A 21,664-nucleotide genomic window follows, 5' to 3' on the forward strand; every position below is an offset into this window, starting at 1 on the left:
TACTATCCTCTAAAGATTGTAACAATATTGGTATAGTGCTTTAAAGTGTTTTTTCATTTTTGCCTTTGCTAACTTTGGGTTTTGTTTCAAAATAGCATCGTATATTTCTTGATGTTCTTCAATACCCTCCATAGCTAAACTAGAATCACATACATGATACTGCTGGAAATTTGTTATAATTTCTGGAGTTATCATTAACATTAAAGTATTAATAGTACTATTACCACTAGCTTTTGCAATTGCTAAATGAAATAATAAATCTTCTTGAACAGCATTCCCTCCATCTAGAACCTGTTTTTTATATGCTTCTAAAGCTTCTTTTATTTGAACTAAATTTTCTTCCGTTCTCCTTAAAGCTGCAAGTCTGGCTGTTTTTAATTCTAGTAATATTCTCGTTTCTACCAACGATTTAAAATCAGGATCTTCTAGGCGTAAAATATCATCAATCATACCATTTAAAGCAGTTGTCCCAAGATCGGCTACAAAAGTTCCACTTTGAGGTCTAGATTTTAGAAGACCATAAAACTCCAATTTTTGAATAGCCTCTCTTAAATTTCCTCTACTAACTTGAAACTTTTCTGACAACATGCGCTCAGATGGCAGTTTATCTCCAGGCTCTAAATTCTTATAATTAATAAGGTCTTTTATACCAATAATAATAGAATTTAAAATATCTTGATTTTCGTTTTTTGTAAGTACTTCTAATTTCATATCCTTCATTTAAATTCTAAATTGGTTTACCAAATTTATAGTATAAAAATATAAAAACCAACACTATTCTTTCTAATTTACCATTATACTTTCTAAATAACTTTAGTTTATATACGATTGAAAGAATTATTAAAACTATACTAGATGTTTATTAAACTTATAAACATCGCTATTATCTATATTATTTTAGTGAGAAACTTCTAATTTATAAAGTCTTACTTTTGAAAAAGCTCCTTTATCTCTAGATTGAAAGTAATTACCCACTTTAAAGTAATTCTCAAAAATACCCCATTTTTTCATGTGAATATTTTCGTAAACTTTATATTCATTTTTATTTAAGATAATTACCATTTTACCTTCAGAAACCTTTACTTCTAAAGTAAATTTCCTAAAACCTACTTCTTCTTCAAAATTAAAACCTTTATCATTACCCCACATTTCTTCAAGTAACAACTGATTGCCTGTAGCATTAGGGTTTATTAAAACTTTTGTCTTAACTCGAATTTTACCTTTATCCCAATATATTTTTAATATTGGTGGAGCATTATTATCTTTCTGGCCTATTAAGTCTCGCTGTTCATTGGTTAATCTACCATGAATTTGCATGATAATAGTTCTATGGTATTTGCCTTTAGAATCTTTGGTAGTTTCATCCATTGCCATAACACCTTTCATATAAGCTCCATCTGCAAATGTCCAATTGGTATTATTATCACCAGGAACCATTTGTTCTCTTAATTCAGATCTAGTATACTTAGTGTTAGCTGTTTTAGAATTTGTAGGCATTGCATGAAAAACGATTGCACCTTTTGTTGAGTCTATATACATAAAAGGTTTTGCTATTTCATTTTTAGCAAAATCTTTAATTTCAGGTGGTTCAATTTCGTAAGGTTTACCTTTTTCATTTGTAACTGGCAAAGTAACTTTCCAATGACTTAAATCTATTTTAGGTAATTTTACTTTCTTACGTTTTTTCTTACGTTTTTTCCTCTTTTTAAGTTTTTCAACTTTAACATCATCTGTGACATTACCTCCCTTATTTTGGGAAGTAATGTTTACAGATAGAAATACTATTATTAAAAATAACCCTATATTCCTTTGAATGTTTTGCATATATTAATTTGCTGTAATAGTTACAGAATCAAGTCTAATTTCCTCGTCTCCACTTGTATAACCATAGCTTCCAACAGTACTATCTCCACCGATACCTCTCATAAAGAAAGCAACACTATCGTTGTTACCTGCATTAAATGTATATGTGTTAGTGATATAACTTGTATCACTAGGATTGGAAAGTACTTCTGTTATAAGACTGTTTGCTGGGTCTAAAGCTACAGCAGGGTCATTATAACCAAAACCTGTTTTTGGGTACTCAGTTGCAGTTGCATAATATGTTGGTGTGTAACCAGCAGTATAACCAGAACCTGCTAAAATTCTTAACTCTAACATACTATCCATTGGAGGTGTATTATTTTCTAAACCTTTAAAAGAAGTAATAATTTCAATTGTATAATCTGCATTTGGAACAACTTCAAATTCTTGGTAAATATGATCTGGTTCATTATTATCGAATTTTACAACATCAGATCCATTACCTGAACTAGATTCTCCTTGTTCACCAATATCATCATTATCCCAACCTGAACAAGCACAGTCACTTGATGTTCCATTGTTTTTTGGTAATTTATCAAATACTGAATTAATTAAAGTTGGATCTGGAATAACTACGACCAAAGGCTCTATAACTTCAATAACTTCTGAGTAAGTACTAGTAACTCCTAAATTATCTTGAGCTACAAGTGTAACTGTAAAACTTCCTTCACCTGGAAAAGTGGTTGATGGTTCTATTTCTGTAGAAGTATCTCCATTTCCAAAATCCCAAGAGTAAGATGTAGCACTAGAAGATTCGTTAGTAAAACTATACGTCATCCATTCATCACCAACGGCTCCTGCTCCTTGTGTAGCTGAAAAAGCTGCAGTTGGAGGTGTTAGATCTGCAATATCACCAGTATCTGGCAAGTTTTCTTCACATGAGGTTACAAAACCTAGTGAGAATAATAATATTAATATTCCAAATTTTGAAATATTAGTTTGTATTTTTTTTGCTATTTGTTTCATAATAATTAACAATTAATTTGATTAATAACCAGGATTTTGTGATAACAAACCGTTACTTAAGTTTATTTCTCTTTGTGGTATTGGTAATAAAAGATCTGTACCTGAAAAGTTTGATGAAAATGCACCTAAAACGTTTGAAGCTTCACCCATTCTTACTAAGTCGAAAAATCTGTGATTCTCAAAAGCTAACTCAACTCTTCTTTCATCCATTAAGTCTTGTTTAGTAATTTCTGTAACAGCTGTAGTTAAACCTGCTCTATCTCTAACTTCTTGGAATGAAGTTATTGCATTACTACTTGTAGTAGAAGCTCCACCAGCCATAATAGCTTCAACATGCATTAATAAAACATCAGCATATCTTAAAACTATCCAGTCATTACCAGCAGAAGTAGGATCAGCAGATGTAACTGGTATACCTAAAGTAGTATCTCCATCTGGCAAGTATTTTACAACTTGATATTTACCGGCTTGACCAGAATCTTCTCTATAAGATAATAAAGTACGGTTTCCTCCTAAAGCATCAATTGCTGCTTTTGCATCTGGAGTTACATAATTTACACCACTAGTTCTACCCACTGCATTTAACATTTCAGCAGAAAAATTTTGACTATCATTATTAGAACCAGCTATATAACCAATAGAATAAATAACCTCATTATTTCCTTCAGAATAAAATATATCTTTAAAATCTGTTTGTAAACCAAAACCTCTAGAAGGATTCATAATAGACTCTAATAAACCTTGTGCTTCTCCATAACGTCCTAAAGTTAAATAAACTTTAGCTAAAATACCCTCAGCAGCAGCTTTCGATGCTCTATCTTTATATGTATCGTCTAAATTTGCTATTGCAGTTAGTAAATCACTTTCTATTAAAGAATAAACTTGAGATGTAGCTACTCTGGTGTAAGCAGTTTCTTTGTCTGATGGGTTGATTAATTTATCAACTAAAGGTATATCTCCATACAAACGTACCAAGTTAAAATAAGCATATGCTCTAACAAACTTAGCTTCTCCTTCATATTGTGCTGCAGAACTACCTGCTGCTTCTAAACTTTCTAAAATAAGATTTGCTCTATAAATTACATTGTAATAACTTCTATAATAATCGTCTACAATACCATTTGTAGATTCTATATTAAAAAACTCAAATTGAGCAGCTTCTCCTTCTTGACTTTTAGTTTCTGTATTATCACTACGCATTTCTGTAACATAAAATTCAACTTGAACTCCATGATTTAAGTTAGAACTTGTAAGTTTTAATGCATTAACTCCTTGTATACCATCGTACATGTTTACAACCCCAGCTTCAATTTCAGCTTCCGTAGTAAAATACGTATCTGAACTTACACCTGTTATTATTTCAGGTGATAAGAAAGTATCTTCACACGAAGAAAGAAACATTGCAACTGCAAGTACTATTAAAAATTTAATTTGTTTCATAATATTTTCTTTTTATTAATTTGTAGTTTCTTAAAATTCTACATTTAAACCTAATGACACTGTACTAAATACTGGCGAACCAGCTCTTTGATAACCATAAGTTGTAGCACTTGTTGTGTTTATAGACTCTGGATTAAAACCTGTATAGTCACTTGCTGTTAAGTACATTAAATTTTGACCAGTTGCATATACCCTTAAGTTAGATAATTTAATTTTGTCTAATAAATCTCTATTAAAAGTATATCCAATATTTACATTTCTTAATGCTATATAAGAAGCATCTTGAATAATATCATTTGTAAATATTTTTTCTTTAATGAATTCCTGATTTGGTGTAGTAGAAATATAATCTTGACCACTGTTAAAGTGATTTAAAATATATTGGTCTCCCATATTTCTAACTTCTGCACCATGGCTTCCTTGAAACATAAAGCTTGCATCAAAGTTCCCTATTTTAAATTCGTTTGATAGGCTCCAAACAAAATCTGGATATGGATTTCCTAAAATAGTTTTATCATCGTCATCAATTATTCCGTCTCCATTTAAATCTTTTACATAAACATCTTGAGCTTCAGCTCCAATAGGGTGAAAAGGATTACTTAAGAATTCTCTTGGAATATCTCTTTCTACTACCCAACCATAAAAAGATGAAATAGGACTTCCGACTAAGTTAATCCATTCTGCTGCTCTTTTAGAGTCAACGCTTTGAATTTGCCCATCAGCATCACCAAAATCATTTAAGGTGTTTTCATTTAAAGAAGCAATTGCTGTAGTTGACCATTTAAAGTTTTCATTAGAAACATTTCTAGTTCTAACCTCAAATTCCCAACCACTATTTTCAACTTCTCCTCTATTTAAAAGTGCGTTAGAAAAACCTGTTGTTGAAGGAACTGGTTCAAATAACAATAATTGATTACTAGTTCTTTTATAATAATCTACAGATCCTGTAACTACACTATTAAACAATCCAAAATCAACTCCTGGATTAAATTCCACTTGCTCTTCCCATTGTAAATCTGGATTAGCAATATTTAAAGGGTTAGCAACTGGCACTTGAGTACCATCAGAAACACCTGTAGAATTAGATGTATCTAAAATTGCTAGATATGGGTAATGATCTACAACTCTATTACCTGTTCTAAAATCATCATTACCTGTAACACCATAGCTTATTCTAAATTTTAATCTATTTAACCAGTCGTTATCTTGTAAAAAATCTTCGTTGTGTACATTCCATCCTGCAGAAACTGCATAGAAATTACCATATTTTTTATTTGGTCCAAACACAGAACTACCATCTCTTCTAAAACTTGCAGAAGCTAAATACCTATCATCATAAGCATAATTTACTCTTGTGAAAAATGATAATAATGTTTTTTCAAATGAATAATCACTTTCGTTAGTTACACTAGCTGCTGCTGATATGTATTGCATTGAATCATCAGCAAAAACAGATCCTTGAATAGTTTCCCAGTCTAATCTTGTTTTTTCAGCTGAAGTACCTAATACTGCTCCAACCTCATGTTTTCCAAACGTTTTATCATACGTTAATATATTATCTAATACTAAGTGATAAGATGTTTGATATGTACTATCTAATCTTGAAGCACTTGCGCCATTTCTATTTGAAAGGACACCTTGATATCTTGACTGTCTTGTTCTTTGGTAATCTCCAGAAACTGCTGTTCTAAATTTTAAATCATCAGTAATTTTATATTTACCGTAAACACTACCAAATAATTTTAATTTAAAATCTCTACGATCTCTTTCTAAAATTTTAGCTGCAGGATTAGTATTTGAAGTATTACTAATATCTGTTCCACTACCTCCGTTTGGTACCGGTAAACCAGTATTTAAATCGAAATCATCAAACATTCTTTGTATAGCGTAATCTCCAACTTTAGCATCTGCATACTTACCCCCATCTCTTGTTCTGTTTACATACTTAATTGTTTCTTCAGTTAAATATACAGGCAACCAAGATGGTTGTCTTAAAATATCGTGAGTAGAACCATCAAATCTTCTTCTTTCTGTAAAAGAAGGGTTAAGACGAGCTCCTACTGTAAACCTCTTACCTAATTTAGCTTCAACTTTACCGTTAAAATTATACTTTTTGTAATCATCTGTTAATAAAACCCCTTCATCATGTAAGTAATTTAACGATGTGCTAAATTTAATTTTCTCATTTCCTCCACGTACTGCGAAAGAATGATTTGTAATTACACCACCATCAAATATAACATCTTGCCAATTTGTTTGATCTCCAAGTAATAACTTATACTTTGTTTTGTCAGTTAAACCATAAGTATAATTTAACTCTTGTTTTGCATTCTCAGTTACAGAACTGTAATATGCATCACTTTGTCTAGCAGTTTTAATACCTGTATATGTATTATAACTGTATTTAGTTTTACCTTCTTTACCTTGTTTTGTTGTAATCATTACTACACCATTACCACCTCTAGAACCATATATCGCACCAGATGCTGCATCTTTCAAAACTTCAAAAGACTCTACGTCGTTCATATCAAGAGAGCCTAAAAAATCTGAATCTACAACAACTCCATCAACAACGACTAACGGTCCAGAATTACCTGTAATAGAACCAACACCACGAATACGTATTGTTGGAGCAGAACCTGCTTCACCTTCAGTTGCTTGGATATTTACACCAGAAACTTGCCCTACTAAAGCATCATCAACCCTAGAAACTGCTATCTGATCTAATGTTTCATTCTTTACTTTAGAAATTGCACCAGTTAAGTGAGATTTTTTCTGAGTTCCATAACCAACTATTACAACTTCATCTAAAACATCAGCATCTTCCACTAAGCTTATATTTAAAGTTTTTTGGTTACTAATTGTTACTGTTTGCGAAGCAAACCCTAAAAAAGAAAATTCTAAAACATTCCCTTTCTTCACTTGTAAAGAAAAACTACCATCTAAGTCCGTTTCAGTTCCAGAATTAGAATTAAGAATTCTTACTGACACCCCAGGAAGACCAAAATTATCTGACTTTGCAACAACAGTACCTTTTAAAGAATAACTGCTTTGTGCAAAAATACAAATGTTAACAAACATTGCCACCAGCAACGTTATTTTAAATTTTAAGCTCATAATAATATTTTATGTTTAAAAAATGTTATTTATCATCGTGCTGATAAATTTTATTCACTTATACAAACTATTTTAGAGGTTAAAAACAACGCTAAAATTATATTAAACTGTTTTTATTAACTCTATTATAACTTATATAATTTATTTTAAAAGGATAAATACACACGAATAAAAACCCTTTACCTTAAATTTAAGCATCTTTAAATCTATGAAATAAAACCACTTAACGATTGGTTCACCAGACTGGTTTACCAAATTGGTTCACCAAATATATGTAAAAAAATGTTAAATTCTGAATTTAATATAAAAAAACACTTTATTTTATTAATCAAACTAACAAAGCTGCTTTAAATTATATAATCCTAAAAAAAATAGATAATTACATAATTATTGCTTTTGAGTTTTTCAATAAAGCAAAAAAAAAATGAAAGTATCTAGATTTAAAATCTAAATAAAGTAATACTTAACCCTAAACTTATTATTAGAGATTCTTCCAATAAAAAAGCCGTTTTGTAATATTACAAAACGGCTTTTTTTATTTACTGAAAAACTTTTAGATACCTAAAGCTTGTCCTCCACCTACTTGAACAGTTTCTGCTGTTAAGAATGCAGCATCTTTACTCGCTAAGAAAGATACAACTCCTGCAACATCTTCTGGCTGTCCTAATCTACCTAACATAATGTTATTTGCCCATGAAGCAAAAACTTCTGGCTTTGTAGATTTAATTTGTTGGTGAAACGGTGTATCAATTGTTCCTGGTGATACAGCATTTACTCGAATTCCATATTCTGCTAAATCTTTGGCTAAAGCTCTTGTTATTGTATGAACTCCTGCTTTTGATGTACCGTAGATTCCTGCTCCTGGTCCTCCAGCATTCCATCCTGCATTTGAGGTATAGTTAATGATTGTTGGATTATCTCCGTTCTTTAAAAATGGAATTGCTGCTCTTGAGGCAAAAAATACCGAGTCTAAGTTTAAGGCCATTACGAATCTATAAAATTCTGTAGTCATTTCTTCAAACCTAGCTCTTCCTCCTAATCCTCCTGCATTGTTTACTAGTACATCTATCTTTCCGTACTTTTCTCCAATTGCTTTTATATTTGAAGTTACTGCGTCTTCTTTTGTTACATCAAATCCATAGTAAGATGCATCGATTCCTGCATCAGTAAGCTCTTTTACTCTTGCTGCTCCTGCTTCATCTTCGATTCCGTTTAAGACTATTGTAAATCCGTCTTCTCCTAATCTTTTTGCTACTGCAAATCCTATTCCTCCAGTTGCTCCTGTTATTATGGCAACTTTTCCTTTGTTTGTACTCATTTTATAAAAATTTATCCTTTGTTTGTTTTATTCTTTATTGTATTGTTTCTTTTTTCTATTCTTTTACTACTTTTCCAACCTTTCTTATCAAAAACAAGACTGATAGTACTGCTAAGACTACAGAAATTGTAATTGCAACAAATGCTGGAGTATAAGTCCCTCCTTCTGTATCTGTTATTCTTCCTATAAACCAGTTCATAATTATTGGTGAAACCGCAGCAACAGTTCCTGCTAATCCTGCTAAAGTTCCTACAGATGGCCCTCTAAACAAGTCACTTGATAAGGTTTGAATATTTCCAATTGCAAATTGAAATCCAAATAGCGCTAAACCAGCTAAATAGATAAACGTCATGTAATTTGAATCGTTTACAAATAATATAATCGATACAAACCCTGCTATAATTAAAAGACTCCCTAAAATTATACTCGCTTTTCGTCCAGTATCTACTGAAGTCCTTTTTATTATTTCTTCAGTAAACAATCCACCTAAGATTCCTCCAGCTGCTGCCATTAAATATGAAATCCACATAGTCTTTCCTATTTCCTCAATACTTAGACCAAATTTTGAGTTTAAGTAAATTGGCATCCAACCTGCAAAAAACCACCAAATTGGCTCTATGAAAAATCGACATAGTAAAACTCCCCATGGTTGTTTATAACTTAATATCTTTCCAACTGACAAACTTTTCGCTCCTTCTTCTACAACATTATCATTTGCGATTCTATCATTTAAAAGCATGTTTCTTTCTTCTTCTGTAATCCAAGGGTGATCTTTTGGCTTTGTCTTATTTATAATAAACCAAGGAACAACCCAAAGCATCCCTAAACCTCCTAATATAATGTAAGTTGTTTTCCATCCAAAATGAGAATATAAATAAACAATAATAACTGGAGCAACAACATTTCCAATTGATGCACCTGCATTAAAAATACCTTGAGCTAAAGCTCGTTGTTTTGCAGGAAACCACTCTCCATTAGATTTTACTGCTCCTGGCCATAAACCTGCTTCTCCTAATCCTAATAAAGCACGTGCTATTGATAGACTCGCAAACCCTCTTGCTACTGCATGAAATGCAGATGCTAATGACCAAACTACAATAGAAACTACAAAACCTAATCGTGTTCCTATTTGGTCATACAACCTTCCTGATAAAAATTTACTCGCTGCATAGGCTACTAAAAAAATATTTAGCATATCTGCATAGTCAGAGTTATCCATTCCTAGATCTTCTCCCATTTGAGGCCATAATAATGCAAAAGCCGTTCTATCTATATAATTGATTACAGTTGCTAAAAATATCAACGTTATAATCCACCATCTTAGTCCTTTTATTTTCATCTTGTGTGTTTGGTTTTATTGGTAAATAAAAATAAATACCTGAGTTTATTTTTTTTTATGAAAAATTGAAATTGTAAAAGCAAAAAACTGCTTTAATAAAATTCTCAAGTTCGTTTTATAATTAACCTTTAAATACATAAGTAGTAGCGACAATAGAAGAACCACCTATAAGACAAAGCCTTACCTGAAAAATACTAATCAGATAAGACTTTAAAAATTATTATTTTTTAATAAATTAACTTAGTAACCTGCATTTTGTGTAATTACACCATCGCTAGATAATACTTCAGAAATTGGAATTGGAAATAAGTGGTAATTAGAATTTACCGAAACTCCCATTTCTGCATCAACAGTACCAGTCCTAACTAAATCAAACCATCTATGTCCTTCAAAAGCTAATTCTAGCCTTCTTTCATCAGCAATAGCTTGTCTAACGTCAGCTTTAGAAGTTACTGTTCCTGTTAAACTTGTTAAACCCGCTCTAGTTCTTAATGGGTCTAATAAAGGAAGTACAGTTGTTGCCGGAGCATCATTTTCATTTAATGCTTCTGCATATAATAAAATAATGTCAGCTAACCTTATCTCAATCCAATCATGCTCACCACCTAAACCTCCATCTTTCGGAAATTTAACAGCAGTCAATCCATCTGAACTAAGAGTTACTGCTCTTCTTAAATCTGTTCCACCTCCATTTGCATCACTAGCATCAAAAGCTGCTACTAAATCAGGATCAACAGGGAAATCTGCCTTAGAATCATCACCAACAAACCAGTTCCAAAAATCAGAACCAAAACCATACTCATCTACTATTGAACTTGAAACTTGAGTTGAAAATATAATTTCAGAATTACCTACTTCATTAGCAGCTCCAAATACTTCATCAAAATTAGTTTTTAAAGCTAGCCCAGCACCTCCTACGACAGCAGCAAGATGAGGTTCTGCACTTGAGAAATCTCCCATAGTAGCATATACTTTACCTAATAATGCTTGTGCAGCATACCTAGAAGCCCTTCCATCTACTATAGCAACATCTAAAGCTGACATAGCATCCATTAAATCAGGAATAATAACATTGTTATAAACATCATTAGCTGGTTGTCTAACTAAAATAGAAGTATCAGACAAACTTGGTGAAGCTGTTAAGTGTACAGTTACTGCTCCAAAAGATTTAACAAGTTTAAAATAAGATAAAGCTCTTAAAAATTTCGCTTCACCAACATGAGTTGCATTTGTAGAATTTTCAATTACGTTATTTGCACTTAATATTGACTTATACAAACCTCTATACATAGGAGCAAAAAATTGATTTTCCATAGTTGTCAAGTTATTAGTATATACGTCAAACTCTGTATAAGGAGCTTCATCCATAAGTGCATTATCTGACCTAAACTCAGCCATTACCGCCAAAGGAGTTACACTTCCTAATTGATAATAATAAGCCGCATTTAATACACCTTCAAAATCAGTTAAAGAGTCTGCACTAGCTAAGTTAGGTGGAGATTGATCCAAATCTGTTGTACAAGCTGCTATAAAAAACAGCGATCCCAGTAATATATATATTTTTTTCATTTTCTATTATTTAAAAATTAACATTTAAACCTATTGTAAAACTTCTAACAACAGGGCTTGCACCAACTTGTGCACCATAAGTTGTTGGGTTAGTACTATTTACACCTTCTGGGTTATAAGATGTATAATCATCTCCCATTATGTATAATAAATTAGTAGCAGCTCCATATAACCTAACTGAACTTACACCAATGCTTTCTGCGATATCTCTTTTTAAAGTATATCCAATAGTAAGGTTTCTTAAAGCTATATATGAAGCATCTTGAATCATAGCATCAGTTTGGTTTCTATTTCTTTCATAGTGCTCACCATTATGATCAGCAATACCATCACCGTTTGCATCTAAACGAGAATAATCTAATCTTCCTCCCCATTGAGACCCGTAATAAAGTGGATCAATATTGTAAACTTCAGCTCCGTGAGATCCTTGTAATTGGAAAGACATATCAAAATCCTTATAACTTAAGTTATGTGACATACCCCAGTAAAAATCTGGTGTATTTTGTCCAATTTTAACTAAATCCCCACCATTTTCAACAGTTCTTGTTCTATCAATTACACCATGTCCTGGCTCACCTGGAGCTTGTTGATCTACAACATAAGATTCTCCTGTTTGACTATTAGGGTGTCTTGATCCGTCAGCCAAATAATCCATTTCAACATCTCCTATGGTTTCTAATCCCCACATTTCTCCAATTCCTCCACCTACATAATTTCTAAATACAGCACCTCTACCACTCTGTCCAAAAATTACTTGAGGTAATTCATCTAAGCCACCTAAATCAGTAATTTCAGTATTAACTGTTGATAAGTTAGCCCCCATATTCCAAGAGAAATCATCTTTACTAATTAACCTTGCAGATAATTCAAACTCTAAACCAGAACTTTTAACATCTCCTACATTTAATATTGAACTAGGGTTACCTAATGTTTCAGACTGAGCTTGATTAATTAAAATATCCTCAATATCAGATGTATAATAATCAACACCTAAAGTAAAACGGTTGTTTAAAAAACCAAAATCAACACCATAGTTAGTTTCTGTATTTGTTTGCCATGTTAAATCTTCATTTAATGAGTTTGAAGGAATTAAAAATCCTGTTCCGTATATTGTTGCTCCAGGACTTAAAAGGCTCAATGAACTATAAGAACCTAAAAAAGAAGTTGTTCCTAAAGAACCAGTACTAAACCTTAATTTTAATTTACTTAACACTTCATTATCTTCCAAGAAAGCTTCATTATGTACATTCCACCCTAAAGATAGAGCTGGAAATGTTTCAAATCTTTTATTAGCTCCAAAACGAGAATCACCATCTCTTCTTATAGATACAGATGCTAAATATTTATCATCGTACGCATAATTAATTCTTCCAAAAACACTTTCTCTTGCTCTAGTCTCATCTCTTTCCGTAACAGTAATATCTGCAGGAGAAAATAAATTATAGTTTAAAATAGCCTCATCAGGAACATTAACACCAGCTAAAGCTGTACCTACTAATTTAGTAGTTTGAAATTCAATACCTGCAACTGCAGATATATCATGCTTCTCATTAATTACTGTTTTGTAACTTAATGTTGTTTCACTTAAAACTGTAGATACTTTTAAATCAGTTTGATTTCTAAAAGTCTGAGAATTTCTCGCTCTAGAATCAAAACCTAACAATCTGTGAGCATAAGTTCTAGTGTCAGTTAAATCTCCACCTAGAACAGTTTTAATGTCTAACCCATCAATTATACTATACTGTAAATATCCACTTACATTTCCAAAAAATGTTTTTTGCCAGCTTTCTGTATTATCTAACTTAGCAGCAGGTCCAGCATCTCCAGAACCTCCAATACCATTATTAGCTCTACCATAATGCCAGTCTTGTGCTGCCATACCTGGTTCTAAATCATAAATACTACTAGCTTCATAACCAGAACCTCTATATCCGTTATCAAAAGGAGTTAATCCTAAACCTTGAGCTTCAGCATCCAATGCTTGTACAAATGCAATAGATTCCGCTGTATGATAAATAGGACTAATAGGATAAGCTCTTAATAAATCCCTCATATCGTGACCTAAAATATCTCTTTTTGAAGTAAACCCATTAAAACTAATACCAGTTTTAAATTTCTCTCCTAATTTTGCATCAACATTTAAACGTGCGTTTATTCTTTCATAACCTTGAGTTATCACAACACCTTCTGCATCTTGATACCCTAAAGAAGCAAAGAAATTAACATCATCACTACCACCACTCATACTAAAATCATGGCTCTGAGTTGTACCTGTTTGAAAAAGCCAATCCTCTGGGCTAATAGCTCCTGGAGAATTTTCATATGCTTTTAATCTGTATTCTAAAAAAGCTGGATCCACAGTAGCAACTGTACTTGTCCAGTTACCAGCAGCAATTTCAGACCTTGCATGAGAAGCCCATTCTGATGCCGACTGAAGTATATTATCTCTATATTTACTCGAAGTACTCGTATAAGCATTATAACTAAATTTAGCTTTACCTGACTTTCCTTTTTTAGTTGTTACTAAAATAACACCATTTGCTCCTCTAGAACCATAAATAGCGGCAGACGCAGCATCTTTTAATATCTCTAAGCTCTGAATATCGTTAGGATTAACAGTTTCTAATCCTCCTGAAATAGGATAACCATCAACAACAATTAACGGATTTGAAGCTCCTGAAATTGAAGAAGCTGCTCTAATTTGAATTTTTGGAGCAGCACCAGGAGAACCATCTTGATTCTGTATCAATACACCCGGTAATTTACCTGCTAACGCTTCATCAACACGTGTTGCTTGTACTGCAGCAACATCATCTCCACCAATTTTAGCAATAGCTCCTGTTGAATGAGATTTCTTACGAGTACCGTAACCAACAATAACAACCTCATCTAAAACATCAGCATCTTCTGCTAAAACAACGTCTAATGTTTTCTGATTATCAATAGTTACTGTTTGAGTAGCATACCCTAAAGAAGAAAACTCAACAACAACACCCTTACTCACTTTAAGAGAATAATTTCCGTCAAAGTCTGTTTCTACTCCATTATTGGTATTTACTACTCTTACCGACACACCAGGAAGAGGCCCATCCACCTTTGATGAAACGGTACCTTTTAAAGTATAGCCGTCTTGGGCATAAATACTGATGTTAATAAACATTGCCAACAGCAATGTTACTCTTAATTTTAAATTCATAATAATATTTATATGTTTAAAAATTTAATTTACCATCGTGTTGATAAATATCCCTTAATTACATAAACCATAAAGACTTATGTTTAATAAATTTCACTTTTAATGAAATAATTTAAAAGGATAGATATACACGAATATCTATCCTTTTTTTCTGTACTAAATAATTCAAATTTAATATAACACAGTTTAATTTTTATTGGTTCACCAAACTGGTTCACCAAATTGGTTCACCAAATATATGTAAAATAAATGTCAAAATCCTTAACTCATATATATATGTGCTTATTTTTATGAATATTGTATTTTTTTAACCTAAAAGATGAAGTATTTGTTTAAAAACAACAAAAACACAATAAATAAATCAATACTGAAACACCGTTTTCTAGCACAAGTAAATTATATACTTCTAAAATTGATAGAAACACAATGAAATAGTTAAAGAAAAACGAATTAAACCACTAAAAACAAGACGGCAGGGATTTACAAATAATAATCGCGCTTAAAAAAGCAAACTATATTATTAGTAACTAAATCTGCACAATTTACAGAAACTAACAAAATAACTATACTCTTTAAGCGCGATTAATCGTAAAGAATTTAATCTAACTACGACTTGTCTCCAAAATAAGACGGTCCGTCACCTGTTAAGAAATCTTCTCTTACAGGGCTAAACGTATCAATAAGCTGCCCTTCTTCTAAACAAACTGCACTATGCAATAGATTTGGCTCAATATAAACACCATCACCTGCTTCTACAATTTGCTTTACTCCGTCTATTTCAAATTCGAATTTACCTGAAACACAATAAGTAGCTTGTGTATGAAAATGTTGATGCGGAGCACCTAATGCTCCTTTATCAAATTTCACACTTACCATCATTATTTGGTTATCGTAACCTAAAAACTTTCTTGATACTCCTCCTCCAAGTACTTCCCATTCCATGTCTTTTGCGATGACGTATTTTTCGCTAACTCTTTTCATAATTAATAGTTTATTAGTTTTAATTTATTTATTTGAAATAATAAGAACCTGACCATTCATAATTCTTATCGTTAATTTTTAATGTATGTTTCGCTTCTTTTGAAGCATTTGTATTTGATGTTATAAATAGCTTAGTTACTCCTTTTATATTAGTAACTGCTACAGCTGTATAATCTAAAATATCTAGAACTGTTTTTAATTCTTTGATACTACTATTTGAATTAAATGCCGATTCTGATACGGGACTATAACTTCCGTGTGACTCTATCACAGAAACAAATGTTGTATTTTTAGAGTTATTTCTACGTAATATTAATGCTGGGTCTCTTCTTAAGTTAAACTCAGGATCGTTTGCCCCTATTCTTGTAAAAAACAAATTATCGGTATTACCCGTAACTGTTGTTAATGTGTAAAATTTATTATTATTAAGCCAAGAAAATTTAGAATTAACTGCATTTGCTTTTGCTGAACCTTCTACAAATAAATGCTGATACCCATTTTTATTTCCCAAAGGCTTTAAAGTTTGAGGTGTAGAATATTTAAAATCAGTTTGCAATACTTGTCCAAAATAATAAAAAGGAAAATCGTATTGATTTGCTTTAACTGAAGTTACCTTCATTATATCTAAAACATAAGGTTTTTCAAAATCTTCATCTTTAATTACAGCAATTGTTCTATGCATATCTGTACCAGCATATGTTTTTGCTACTTTAGAACTTACAACTTTAACATTTTCATCTTCAGAAGAAAAATAATGTAAATCTGGATGGTTTTTACTTCCAATTTCATATTTCCCATTATAATGAGATGTTTCATTTTGAGTAACTGTATTATGTGCAATAGTTTGTTTTGCCCAAGTTTTATTTTCTTTTAAATAATTTCCACCGCCTTTTTGTTCAATATTTACAAATCGTGATAATCCATAATCCTGTAAAACCTCTTCGCCTTTTTCATATAATGAATAAGATAATTTATCATAATGACCATGGCTAGATCCTTGAGACGCATATTTAAAAACAAGTTCAATGTCATTATTTCTTAGAATTCCAACACCACCTTGCTTACCTTTTGGGCCATCAGATAAATTAATTGATTTCTTATTAAATGGCTTATCTTCTCCATTTTTAACTCCTAATGCAACCGCCAAACCAGAATCATCTAATAAAACTTTATTTTGTTGTTTTGCTATACTTAACAAACCTGGATCTTGTTCTCCGTAATGATATGATATATCTACAGCCGTAACCAAAGCATTGTTGTAATAAGACATTCCTTTTTGACCATCATTTAGTGGAAAGAAATCTCCATCTGCATCAGATAAGTTTAAAAGTGCATTTATTGATTTTAAAAGAACTCCTTCTTTGTATTCGAAAATCTTCATTTCTGGTTTTACATTGTGTAATCCTTCAGCAAAAATTAAAAAAGGATACATTGCATAACGTTGGTAATACGGACCTTCATTATAATATCCATCTGGAGAAAATGGTTCTTCAATATTAGCTAAAAAACCTGCTTTACCATCTTTATTTAAAAAACCACCATCATCATCTTTAGCTTTTGTATCTAAATTTACTCCTTTAATTCCGTACAATGCACGATCTATTAATTCTTTATCATTCATAACCAAACCAATCATACCAACTGCTGCATTTCCCCAAGTACTATGGTTATGTACTCTTTGATAAAATTGTGGACTGTCTACTGAAATATGATCTGCAAATGGTCTAAATAAGTTTGTTTCTAGTTTATTTCGCTCTTCTTCAGTTAAGTAATTATAAATACAGTCATAAGCCTGGCTAACATATACCAACCAATTAGAATCATTTAAACATTGCCAAAATAATTTACCTCTAGCATACGATCTTGTTTTTGGATGCAATGGTAATGTTTTATACAAAGCCTCATATTGCATTAACATGTCTTTTACATACTTGGCGTATTTTTCATCATCAAGAATTTGATACAAAACACCTGCTTTTTGCAAAACTACCCAATTACGCTTATGTCTCACGTGTGTATAACCACCAGAATAATCTTTAGGAATTGGCACTTCTATTCCTGAGGCAATTTCCGCATCTATTTCTTCTTTAACAGCTTGAAGCGATTTGTCAAAAATTGGAATACTTCCTAATTGTGCCCTTATATCTTTAACTCCTTGCGCTGTCAAAATTAATTTTGGATGTATTTGAGAAGTACTCGTAACACCTTCCTTATTTTCAACTTTTGAGTTCTTTTTTTCACATGAAGTTATTAGCAAAAAAATAATAGCGACTGTAATAGCTTGTGATAGTATATTTTTCATAATAAAAATTGGTCAACCAAATTGGTTGACCAATATACTGATATTTTGCTTGTTAGCAAAATAAGATTATAAAAATATAAAGTTGATTAATTAATTTTTAGGAGGAGTACCTTTTCCTAAGGTACCTTCTTTAAACCAAACCTCTGCATAACTTCCATTAGCAAATTGTTTTGCAATATCCCCATTATAGGTATCAGAACCTGTACTCCAAACCATATTATCTTCTGGTTTTTTTCCGTTAGTTTGATTATAAGCTCCTTGTTTAAAATTCTGTAATTCACCTGCATAAGCACTTTCACGCTCTAAACCATCACGACCAATTGATGCATATAATCTTTTAATTTGTTCTGGTAACTCTTTAGTAAATTCAGACTTTATTAAACTTTTTGTAAAAGTTTTAGTTTCGTGTCCTTTACTTGTAAATGTAAGGTACATAATTCCTTTATATACATTTACCTCATAACTAAACTCTTCACCTAAAGCAATTCCATCTTTAGGTTCTTCCGGGTAAGTATTAGGAGTTTCTCCAATTACAGAAAAATCATCTCCCCAAACTGCTGTAGAAAAATCCCATCTTCCAGAATTATCTTCTCCGGCTGTATTAATTTCATAATTCCAAAAAACAGAACCTTTAGTGTGTACTGGAAATTTTTTATAATAGATTTTTAATGGTTCATTTTCATGTCCTTCTGTACCATGAATTTGCCCAACAACTACTGAATATGAAGCAGCAACTCTTGCATCTCCAGAAGTAGAAACATGTTGTACCTTAAGTGTACCTGTTAATTTTCCTCCTTCCATGGTTTTCCAATGCTTCTTCTGCCCCATTTCCGTTCTTGTATTACTAGAGGTTCTAGAAGTTGTACCTGAATTAGGTGTTTTATATACTACCCAATCTTCTTTTCCATCATTTTCTACATAGAAAAAACCATTATGCTCTACTTTTACTAAATCTTTTATTTTTGTACCATCTCCACAAAGAATACTCCACTCATTCATAAATGGTAAAACATCACTTGGATATTTAACTGCAGTTTCTTTTCCAGAAACCTCTGTTTTTATATTTGTTTTAGAATTCTTTTTACAAGCAACTATAGCTGTGAAAATAAATACTGTAAATATTATTTTTTTCATTTTTATTGATTTCATCTTTAAATAATCTTTTTAGAATAAGATTAATACATTAACTTTTGAACTAAATTTTCTTCAGTTTTTATTTGTCCTGAATTAACTATGTTATTTTCAGACTCAACATTATTTTTTGCTCCCCATAAAATTGAAACAAACTGAACTTTGTTATTCTTAAAGATATTTTTAGTGATATTTACATTGTGAATCCCATTATGATTTAAAAGCCTTCTATTTTTTTCTTTTGAAGCACAGTTAGTAAATATGCTATTTTTAATTAGAAGATTTCCTCCAATTGTAGACTCATCATAACCTCCTCTATAATAATCTACCACGTTTTGTTTTACGTTTGTAAACTGGCAGTTATCTATAGTTAAATATTCTGTGTTATAATCTCCTCTATCGTTAGTTTCTTCTGATAATTCGATTCCGTTTTCACAGTTTGAAATAGAAGTGTTTTTAAACGTAATTTCTTCAGAAAATGATTGTTTGTATACTTTTAAAGCATAGTTGAAATTACTGATTTCAGAATCTACAACTTCTAATCCAAAATGATTAAACATGTTTTCTTTTAAACTTGCAAAAGCATAATTTGTAGAATTACCTTTTAACTTAATATTCTTCAATGTTAACTTTCCATAAGGTTGAAGAGAAAAAGCTGGAGTATTTGCTGCTCCGTTATATGCAATTTCTGATTTTCCTTTAGATTGAACTGTTATAGACTTATTAATTACCAATGAATTTGAAATCTGATAAATACCAGGATTTAAGTCAATAACATCTCCACTTGCTGCTTCTTTAAGCTTTGCAACTAATTCTGTTGCATTAGATACTGTATGAGTATTAGGTTCTTTAGCTTCAACTACATTTGAATACCAAGTTGCACCATATTTAGATTTGTCTAATAAGTCTAAATTGATGTTTCCTGAGTTTAAAATTGCGCCTATTTGATTTGAGTCATCTCTCGATTTCCCTAACAAATCTTTATTAATAGTTTCAAAATCGAATCCACTATATGTTTCCACATCACCAAAACCTGCTGTTGGAACCGAAATACCTGTTCCTATATCAGTTAATGTTAATTCTTTTGAAATTAAACCATGGCTGTTTGCAATAGCAACACCATTATTATCTATAATATTACCTGCAAATGTTACTCCATCAGCTTTATCGTGCTCGATAATTGGATTTGCATCACCTACTGAATTATAAACAACATTATTTACAACCTCTGTTCTTAATGGTCTTGCAGATCTAATTTCAGATTTAGGTAATACATCTGCTTGCGCAATGTTTGTACCTACACCAAATTGAAAAGGTGAATCTGAATCGACAAACGTATTATAAGCAACAACAACATCTGTTACTTGGTTATAACGGTTTAAAGGCGATTTTGGAATTCCGTTCATAATAGCAATCGGACTTCTAAAATTCTTTCCTTTTATTTTGTAAAACAGATTATTTATTACCCAATGACCAGTGTTAATAATTCTAATTCCTCCATATTGGTCGTTTACACCATCACCTATAAAATAGTTACCATCTACAGTAACGTAATTACCATGACGCGTTACTACAGATCCTTCACTCTTATAGAATACGTTATTTTTTATAATGTTAAAATTGGTCTTACTTGAAATAATTTCAACCTCACCATTACACTCTTCAAATAAGTTATTTGCAATTAAAGTATTACTTGGAGACATTGATGTAAAACTGCTTCCTAATTGAATAGTTTCTCCTCTTGCTCCACCTTTTCTAGGTCTTGGTCCAAAGTGATTATTTACAATTTTATGGTAATTTCTTATACTTTGGTTTCCTTTTAAATCTACTCTAACTGTTGGCCCACCATTTGTTTTTCCGGCAATGTAAGAGTTACTTAACTCATTATGTTTACCGTAAAACTGTACCCAAAGATTGTCTTGGTCTCGCTCTAAATTATTGTAATCTAAAATTACACAGTTGGTAACTTTAGAATGATTTGCCACGTCTTTTTCACTAGTTCTAAAAGCAATTACATTTGTTTTGGGCGAATGTCCGTTTCTAAAGAATAGTCCATCTACTTCTAAATAATTTCCGCTAATTTCTAAGCTAGAAGTTCCTTCAATAAAAACCTCTCCTGCTTTCTCTGCGCTTAAAGTAATTGGTTTATCTTCAGTTCCTTCTCCTACAAATTTTATTTCTAAGTCTTTATAGGTTCCATTAGCTAATACAATTTTATCTCCAGGTTTGGAGTTTTTAATTGCATCATTTAACTCATTAATATTAGAAACTAATACACTGTTAACCCCTTCTTTACATGAATGTAAAAAACTTGTAAAAACTAATAAAAGTATTAAAAAATTTGACCTCATAAATATAATCTTAAAATTGGTTTACCAAACTGGTTTACCAAAAGTAGTGATTTTAAATGAAATAAATTTATTTTAAGAAGAATAGTATTAT

General features: G+C 31.5%; 13 protein-coding genes. All 13 read right to left on the reverse strand.

Features of this window, described 5'->3' with window-relative positions; all coding sequences use genetic code 11:
* Window positions 1-9: 9 nt before the first annotated feature.
* The 13 genes from L1S33_RS07895 to L1S33_RS07955 all read right to left on the reverse strand — a co-directional run bounded on the left by L1S33_RS07895 (window position 10) and on the right by L1S33_RS07955 (window position 21,573).
* Window positions 10-711 (reverse strand): FadR/GntR family transcriptional regulator, encoded by a 702-nt coding sequence (locus L1S33_RS07895; RefSeq protein WP_240561927.1) that lies wholly within the window; start codon window positions 709-711, stop codon window positions 10-12.
* A 186-nt stretch (window positions 712-897) separates the two neighbouring features.
* Window positions 898-1,824, reverse strand: coding sequence for a polysaccharide lyase family 7 protein (locus L1S33_RS07900; RefSeq protein ID WP_240561928.1), 927 nt, complete (start codon window positions 1,822-1,824; stop codon window positions 898-900).
* A gap of 3 nt (window positions 1,825-1,827) precedes the next feature.
* Window positions 1,828-2,829 carry a PKD domain-containing protein gene (locus L1S33_RS07905; protein WP_240561929.1) on the reverse strand — a complete coding sequence of 334 codons (1,002 nt, stop codon included), beginning with the start codon at window positions 2,827-2,829 and terminating at the stop codon, window positions 1,828-1,830.
* A gap of 21 nt (window positions 2,830-2,850) precedes the next feature.
* A complete protein-coding gene (locus L1S33_RS07910; protein WP_240561930.1) occupies window positions 2,851-4,269 on the reverse strand; it encodes a RagB/SusD family nutrient uptake outer membrane protein in 1,419 nt (472 codons plus the stop codon).
* 30 nt (window positions 4,270-4,299) lie between these two features.
* Window positions 4,300-7,386 (reverse strand): SusC/RagA family TonB-linked outer membrane protein, encoded by a 3,087-nt coding sequence (locus L1S33_RS07915; protein ID WP_240561931.1) that lies wholly within the window; start codon window positions 7,384-7,386, stop codon window positions 4,300-4,302.
* A gap of 553 nt (window positions 7,387-7,939) precedes the next feature.
* A complete protein-coding gene (locus L1S33_RS07920; protein ID WP_240561925.1) occupies window positions 7,940-8,704 on the reverse strand; it encodes an SDR family NAD(P)-dependent oxidoreductase in 765 nt (254 codons plus the stop codon).
* 55 nt (window positions 8,705-8,759) lie between these two features.
* Window positions 8,760-10,043: an MFS transporter gene (locus tag L1S33_RS07925; protein ID WP_240561932.1), complete on the reverse strand. Its 1,284-nt coding sequence runs from the start codon at window positions 10,041-10,043 to the stop codon at window positions 8,760-8,762.
* A gap of 240 nt (window positions 10,044-10,283) precedes the next feature.
* Complete coding sequence (locus L1S33_RS07930; protein ID WP_240561933.1) at window positions 10,284-11,612, reverse strand: RagB/SusD family nutrient uptake outer membrane protein; 1,329 nt, start codon at window positions 11,610-11,612, stop codon at window positions 10,284-10,286.
* Window positions 11,613-11,622: 10 nt separating this feature from the next.
* On the reverse strand, window positions 11,623-14,808 hold the full coding sequence (locus L1S33_RS07935; RefSeq protein ID WP_240561934.1) for a SusC/RagA family TonB-linked outer membrane protein: 3,186 nt from the start codon (window positions 14,806-14,808) through the stop codon (window positions 11,623-11,625).
* Window positions 14,809-15,414: 606 nt separating this feature from the next.
* Window positions 15,415-15,789, reverse strand: a complete 375-nt coding sequence (locus tag L1S33_RS07940; protein ID WP_240552444.1) for a cupin domain-containing protein — start codon at window positions 15,787-15,789, stop codon at window positions 15,415-15,417.
* A 28-nt stretch (window positions 15,790-15,817) separates the two neighbouring features.
* Window positions 15,818-18,091 carry an alginate lyase family protein gene (locus tag L1S33_RS07945; RefSeq protein WP_240561935.1) on the reverse strand — a complete coding sequence of 758 codons (2,274 nt, stop codon included), beginning with the start codon at window positions 18,089-18,091 and terminating at the stop codon, window positions 15,818-15,820.
* Window positions 18,092-18,181: 90 nt separating this feature from the next.
* Complete coding sequence (locus tag L1S33_RS07950; RefSeq protein ID WP_240561936.1) at window positions 18,182-19,225, reverse strand: polysaccharide lyase family 7 protein; 1,044 nt, start codon at window positions 19,223-19,225, stop codon at window positions 18,182-18,184.
* A gap of 41 nt (window positions 19,226-19,266) precedes the next feature.
* Window positions 19,267-21,573 (reverse strand): chondroitinase-B domain-containing protein, encoded by a 2,307-nt coding sequence (locus tag L1S33_RS07955; RefSeq protein WP_240561937.1) that lies wholly within the window; start codon window positions 21,571-21,573, stop codon window positions 19,267-19,269.
* Between the last annotated feature and the right edge of the window lie 91 nt (window positions 21,574-21,664).

This window comes from Tenacibaculum aquimarinum (assembly GCF_022478115.1).
GTDB lineage: Bacteria > Bacteroidota > Bacteroidia > Flavobacteriales > Flavobacteriaceae > Polaribacter > Polaribacter aquimarinum_A.

What these genes read in the sequence shown, in the direction of transcription:
- L1S33_RS07895 (WP_240561927.1), bottom strand. Translation starts at nt 711, where the DNA reads ATGAAATTAGAAGTACTTACAAAAAACGAAAATCAAGATATTTTAAAT.
- L1S33_RS07900 (WP_240561928.1), bottom strand. Translation starts at nt 1,824, where the DNA reads ATGCAAAACATTCAAAGGAATATAGGGTTATTTTTAATAATAGTATTT.
- L1S33_RS07905 (WP_240561929.1), bottom strand. Translation starts at nt 2,829, where the DNA reads ATGAAACAAATAGCAAAAAAAATACAAACTAATATTTCAAAATTTGGA.
- L1S33_RS07910 (WP_240561930.1), bottom strand. Translation starts at nt 4,269, where the DNA reads ATGAAACAAATTAAATTTTTAATAGTACTTGCAGTTGCAATGTTTCTT.
- L1S33_RS07915 (WP_240561931.1), bottom strand. Translation starts at nt 7,386, where the DNA reads ATGAGCTTAAAATTTAAAATAACGTTGCTGGTGGCAATGTTTGTTAAC.
- L1S33_RS07920 (WP_240561925.1), bottom strand. Translation starts at nt 8,704, where the DNA reads ATGAGTACAAACAAAGGAAAAGTTGCCATAATAACAGGAGCAACTGGA.
- L1S33_RS07925 (WP_240561932.1), bottom strand. Translation starts at nt 10,043, where the DNA reads ATGAAAATAAAAGGACTAAGATGGTGGATTATAACGTTGATATTTTTA.
- L1S33_RS07930 (WP_240561933.1), bottom strand. Translation starts at nt 11,612, where the DNA reads ATGAAAAAAATATATATATTACTGGGATCGCTGTTTTTTATAGCAGCT.
- L1S33_RS07935 (WP_240561934.1), bottom strand. Translation starts at nt 14,808, where the DNA reads ATGAATTTAAAATTAAGAGTAACATTGCTGTTGGCAATGTTTATTAAC.
- L1S33_RS07940 (WP_240552444.1), bottom strand. Translation starts at nt 15,789, where the DNA reads ATGAAAAGAGTTAGCGAAAAATACGTCATCGCAAAAGACATGGAATGG.
- L1S33_RS07945 (WP_240561935.1), bottom strand. Translation starts at nt 18,091, where the DNA reads ATGAAAAATATACTATCACAAGCTATTACAGTCGCTATTATTTTTTTG.
- L1S33_RS07950 (WP_240561936.1), bottom strand. Translation starts at nt 19,225, where the DNA reads ATGAAAAAAATAATATTTACAGTATTTATTTTCACAGCTATAGTTGCT.
- L1S33_RS07955 (WP_240561937.1), bottom strand. Translation starts at nt 21,573, where the DNA reads ATGAGGTCAAATTTTTTAATACTTTTATTAGTTTTTACAAGTTTTTTA.